This is a genomic window from Paenibacillus cisolokensis, assembly GCF_018403665.1.
Classification (GTDB): domain Bacteria; phylum Bacillota; class Bacilli; order Paenibacillales; family Paenibacillaceae; genus Paenibacillus_AH; species Paenibacillus_AH cisolokensis.
The window spans coordinates 1-5,110 of record NZ_BOVJ01000083.1 but is presented as its reverse complement, the minus strand read 5'-3'; the positions used below and the strand labels follow the sequence as shown (position 1 = coordinate 5,110).

Genomic DNA, 5,110 nt, shown 5'->3' with positions numbered 1-5,110 from the left:
CTCGACAATCAATTGATCCTGCCAGGCGATTTCTTTTTGCCCTTTGGCGGAAAGCTGGACGAAGAGAATCGTTGGGTTCAGTTGGCGCGGTTAGTGCCATGGGCAGAGGCCGAGAAAAATACGGACCGTTTTTCAAAGACACCTTCCGCGGCCAGCAAACGATCAGTTTGCGGATGGGGCTCGGGGCGCTCATCATTCAAGAGAGAATGCAGTTGACCGACAGAGAAACCCTGGAGTCGATCAACGAAAATCCATACATGCAATACTTCATCGGTCTGCCCGGATTCGTCATGAAGCAACCGTTCCATCACTCGATGATGACGCATTTTCGGAAGCGTCTGACGGATGTGCTGGCTGAGCTGAATGAGGTCGTCGCCACGGCAGGCGCGAAGGAAACGAAGGACCATGACGACAACAACGTTAGCGGCGGCGGAGGGAAAGTAAAGCGGTCGAAGAAGCGCGTCTCTGTTATTGAAGCCGAACAGCAAACACTGTTCGCGGAACCACAAGTCGAACCGTCAGCAGCAACATCTCCCGTGGAGCAGACGGCCGCGGTGCCCGAGCCTCTTGAAGCGACCGCGCCTCCTTCCGAAGGGCATCCGGTATCGGCCATGGAATCGGAAGCACCTGCGCTACCCAATCAAGGGACGGTGCTCATGGACGCTACCTGCGCGCCAGCGGATGTGGCGTATCCGACCGATCTGAATCTGCTGAATGAAGCGCGGGAGAAGCTCGAATCGATCATCGATACCCTGCATGTGCCGGCCGTCAGCAAAGCGACGAAACCGCGCACGTACCGCGAAAAAGCGCGCAAGCAGTTTGGCGGTGTCCAAGCAACGCAGGCCGGGACCCAAAGTGATCCGCAAAGCAATCAGGCGGCAGCTCGGTTACGTTGGACGGAACCTCTCCATCATCGCCGAGCAAGCCAAGGTGCAACCGCTCACGCTGCTTAGCCGGAAAACCTATCGCGACCTGCTGGTGATTCATGAACTGTACCATCAGCAACTTCAAATGTGGAGCGAGCGTTCTCACCAGATGGAAGACCGGATCGTCAGCATTCATCAGCCGCATATCAGGCCAATCGTGCGCGGGAAAGCCAAGGCACGCGTTGAGTTCGGAGCCAAGATTGCGGTAAGCATGACAAATGGCTATGCGTTCCTTGATCGTCTGTCTTGGGATAACTTCAACGAGAGCACGACGCTAATTGGCGTGATCGAGAAGTACCGTGAGCGCATGGGGACCTATCCGGCTGTCGTCCAAGTGGATCAGATCTACCGCACGCGCGAAAACCGGAGCTTCTGCAAACAGCATGGGATTTGGCTCAGTGGGCCGGCATTGGGACGAAAGCCTAAAAACGGTCCGTCAAGTGAAGATAAGCAAGACGTCAAACAGGATACCGGGGAACGAAACGCAATTGAAGGCAAGTTTGGAGAAGGCAAGCGCAAGTATGGGCTTGGCTGTATTCGCGCACGCCTCGCCAAGCGAATCGGTGATTACGCTGCAACTTCTCGTGATGAACCTGGAGCGCAGGCTCCGCGTTCTTTTTGCCTTATTTTCGCGATGCTGTCTCGCCGGCGCCTAGCTCTGAAATTCGGATAAAAATCGTTCAGCAAGCCCCCTACTTAACCACAAGAATCCCAACATTGAAAAAGCTGGAGCAATGGCTTTCGGAAAATGCAAGAAGAGTTTGCCCGTATCATGAAAATGATACTGAAGATGCTGGATGAGCAGATATTGACTACACTTCACGTCCTATTACCCTTTCAGACATTGGTGGAAAAGCTATATGGAAAAAAGGTCGTCTACACAATTTCACCATATATTATCACTTTGATTGTTTTTAGCTGCTCACAAAACTTCCCTATATCCAGGTCTCCTTCTACCGTAATCCAATGATTATAATCCAAGTCATTTCTCAATTTCAAAAGAATCGATGATTTTTTCATCTCGGTGGATGGAACGTTTCCGGATATTGTGTAAAACAGATTGTCATGTACAAAGACTGCAATCTTTTCTGTAGTACTTTCCACAGAATATACCAATAGTCTCTCCTCCTTCGTATGCTTTAATAATAGTAAAGTGATGGAATGACATTCTATATAATCATTAGTTTGTTCAAATAATCGCTGCAAATACTGGTCGGTGCCAGATGTACCCCTCCCCCATTCGCACCATTTGTATGAATCATCTTTACCTATGCTATAATCTTACTACAAGAATACATAAAAAGTGGGACTATGAAAGCATACTTATTGGATTGTTTAAGATCGGCGGCAGACACGATGATTCGATGTAACGTATGGACGTATTCGTTGAGAATCTGTCCCTACTGCGCATAAGATGACAGGATACTCAGATGACTTTACGTTAACTTTTAATCAAGGAGGGAGTCATATGGCATGGGTAGAATCGCTGCAGAAGGCAATTGACTATATGGAAGCGCATCTGTTGGAACCCATCACAATAGAAGACATTGCGAAGCAGGCACATGTCTCCGCCTTTCATTTTCAACGGCTTTTTATAATCTTGACTGATGTTTCGGTCAAAGAATATGTGCGAAGGCGGAGAATGACATTGGCTGCTCAGGAATTAGCCAGCAGCGATTGCAAGATTATCGACCTTGCCTATAAATATGGCTACGATACTCCTGAAGCTTTCGCAAAGGCTTTTCGCAAACAGCATGGTGTGACACCGAGTGAAGCACGAAAAGGATTGGGGAAGCTGCAATCTTATAATCGCTTGACCATCCAGGTGAATCTAAAAGGAGCTGAACCTATGAATTATCAATTGGTAGAACGCAAAGGATTCCAAATTGTGGGAGTGAAAGAACGGTTTAATTGTGACGGAGATCTCGGTCTGTCTCTGGATATCGGTCATTTTTGACCAAGGTCGGAAAAATGGTACCATTAACCGATTACTAGGTTTGAATAACGGCCAAATATCAGGTTTGATTGGAGCATCAGTAGATTACAGCAAAGAGGACAATGAGATTGAGTATTGGGTGGGCACTGAATACAAAGGAAACATACCTGATGGATTATCTAGTTATCAAATATCTGCCGAAAAATGGGCGATATTTGAAGCCGTGGGGCCCGTAGCCGATGTGGTACCGAAGACATGGAAAAAATATATTCAGAGTGGTTTCCGTCTAATTCATATGAACATGGTGACGCACCGTCTTTGGAAGTATATAAAAGCCCTGACCCAACGAGCCCCGTAGCCAAAACCGAAATTTGGGTTCCGGTTAAATAGACAAAAATAGACCATTATCATTGATTTCACAACGAATATTCCAATAGATGCGCGACAATGACCCCGGTCATCTGTCGGGGTCATTTGAAAAAGGAGGTAACGATGAATACTCATTCTGAGAACTTAACGGTAGAATGCGCCGAAAATTGTGGAAACTCACCTAAAAAAGAGTTGCTTAGAGATCTTAGTATCGCTTTTGTCAAAAATGAAATAAGCTTCTGTATGGATTGGATGACAGATGATGTGGTTTGGGAAATTGTTGGTGATAAATTAATTCGGGGAAAAGATGATTTTGAGAAAGCGTTACATCAAATGAAAAATTGTAAAGTTCAACAGTTTCGTATACAGAACATTATCACACATGGCAACACAGGATCTCTAAATGGAACTTTAATACTACACGATAAGCACAGAGTTGCTTTTTGCGATGTATATAACTTTCGAGGGTTTGGTAAAAATTCAAAAATTAAAGCAATCACCTCATATGTTATTAAAACATCTTGATTGTTAATAAGTTCGTACTAGAAGTCTTTATTTGGGACTCTATCGCTTTTCTATAAAGGAGCGATTGTGCAATAACAAGTTACATGGAGTGCGATATAAAATATATTAACAAGAGTGGATCATTATGGAACCTGTTTTATGGATAAGTGTATTTAGTTGTTTTGCGGCTGTCTTTGCTTTGTTTATTATCAAATTCATGTTTTAATAAATGAGAGCAATATTATTTATTGCAAAGTTCATTTAAGTGGTGTGTAATAATTTGTTCCGTTTTTTCAATTGTGAATATATCCGGTCTTAAAAGAGCATGAATGGATAAGCCTTCAATGATGACGGCAAGTCTTAACGTTTCAATTTCAATATTTATAGTTTTGTTTATATAGCCTGCTTTTATTAATATTTCAAGCAGTGCTTCCATTAAAATATATTCTCCTTCAGTGAGTTCATCTTTTTTTGCGTTCAAAGCCGCACTAGTAAGTGAGCGGATGGCGAAAACTAACCAAACGCCCGTTTCAGTTTGTTTATCCTGATTCACCGGAACTAATTCTAACAACGTTTCGCGTACCGCATTAAGAGGGTTTGTTGACCAGGATATATTTTCCGATCGTTCTCTCCCGCGAGCAAGAAAATATTCCATGATAAATAAGAGTAATTCATCTTGGTTTGAGAAATAATGTCTTAGTGCTCCGGTAGACATTCCAGCCTCAGATGCGATTCTGCGAATAGATGCTCGTTCAATGCCTTCCGTTTCGATAATTTTCCAAGCCGTTTCAGCAATGATCTTCCTTTTATGATCATGATCAACGATTTTTGGCACTTAAATCACCTCTTGCTTTTATTTCGCACACTGTGTTATTATCATTTTATCACAGTGTGCGAAATAAATAAATAAGGGGGATGTTGAGGTGCTTGAAATCATTGAATCATTAATTCCTACCAACATAGATTTCACAACAGCACTCCTCATTATTGTGCTCTGTGCTTTCATTGACATTTTAAGCCCCGGGGTATTGGCCATCACAGCTTATATCCTTCTAATACAAAGAGGAAAATTGGCATCGCGTTTGATGTTTTTTTTAATATCCACACAATTTTGCTATTTTATGATGGGTATCTTGGTTTACCTGGGAGTTGGGCAGATAATTGGTTTTATAGAAAGCATGTCCCGCAGTCAAATTTCAAGCTGGTTTTATACGATACTTGGCGCCATCCTTGTACTGATCAGCTTTTATAAGCCTAAGAAAAAATGGAATCCCGATTTTTGGAATGGTTACCTGCGCAAGTGTCTATAAGAGCGATGATCATACTCGGAATTATTGTATTTGCGATTGAGTTTACCACAGCTTTACCGTATTTT

Annotated in this window: 4 protein-coding genes and 2 pseudogenes; 5 read left to right on the top strand and 1 reads right to left on the bottom strand. The window is 43.6% G+C overall.

The features are described 5' to 3' along the window. The 4 genes and pseudogenes from PACILC2_RS12480 to PACILC2_RS12470 all read left to right on the top strand — a co-directional run. Positions 1–1,599 (top strand): annotated as a pseudogene (locus PACILC2_RS12480) (transposase); the annotation flags it as partial. A 795-nt stretch (positions 1,600–2,394) separates the two neighbouring features. Beyond that, complete coding sequence (locus PACILC2_RS28685) at positions 2,395–2,883, top strand: helix-turn-helix domain-containing protein (RefSeq protein ID WP_307860576.1); 489 nt, start codon at positions 2,395–2,397, stop codon at positions 2,881–2,883. Further along, a pseudogene (locus tag PACILC2_RS29390) lies at positions 2,840–3,252 on the top strand (GyrI-like domain-containing protein). The gene PACILC2_RS28685 and the pseudogene PACILC2_RS29390 overlap by 44 nt, the downstream one beginning before the upstream one ends. 102 nt (positions 3,253–3,354) lie before the next feature. Further along, positions 3,355–3,756, top strand: a complete 402-nt coding sequence (locus PACILC2_RS12470) for a nuclear transport factor 2 family protein (protein WP_213412856.1) — start codon at positions 3,355–3,357, stop codon at positions 3,754–3,756. A 220-nt stretch (positions 3,757–3,976) separates the two neighbouring features. Here the strand turns inward: PACILC2_RS12470 and PACILC2_RS12465 are convergent, their stop codons facing one another. Continuing rightward, on the bottom strand, positions 3,977–4,570 hold the full coding sequence (locus PACILC2_RS12465) for a TetR/AcrR family transcriptional regulator (RefSeq protein ID WP_210095479.1): 594 nt from the start codon (positions 4,568–4,570) through the stop codon (positions 3,977–3,979). A gap of 88 nt (positions 4,571–4,658) precedes the next feature. Here PACILC2_RS12465 and PACILC2_RS12460 point away from each other — a divergent pair, with 88 nt between their 5' ends. After that, on the top strand, positions 4,659–5,045 hold the full coding sequence (locus PACILC2_RS12460; RefSeq protein WP_244863471.1) for a GAP family protein: 387 nt from the start codon (positions 4,659–4,661) through the stop codon (positions 5,043–5,045). Positions 5,046–5,110: the final 65 nt, after the last annotated feature.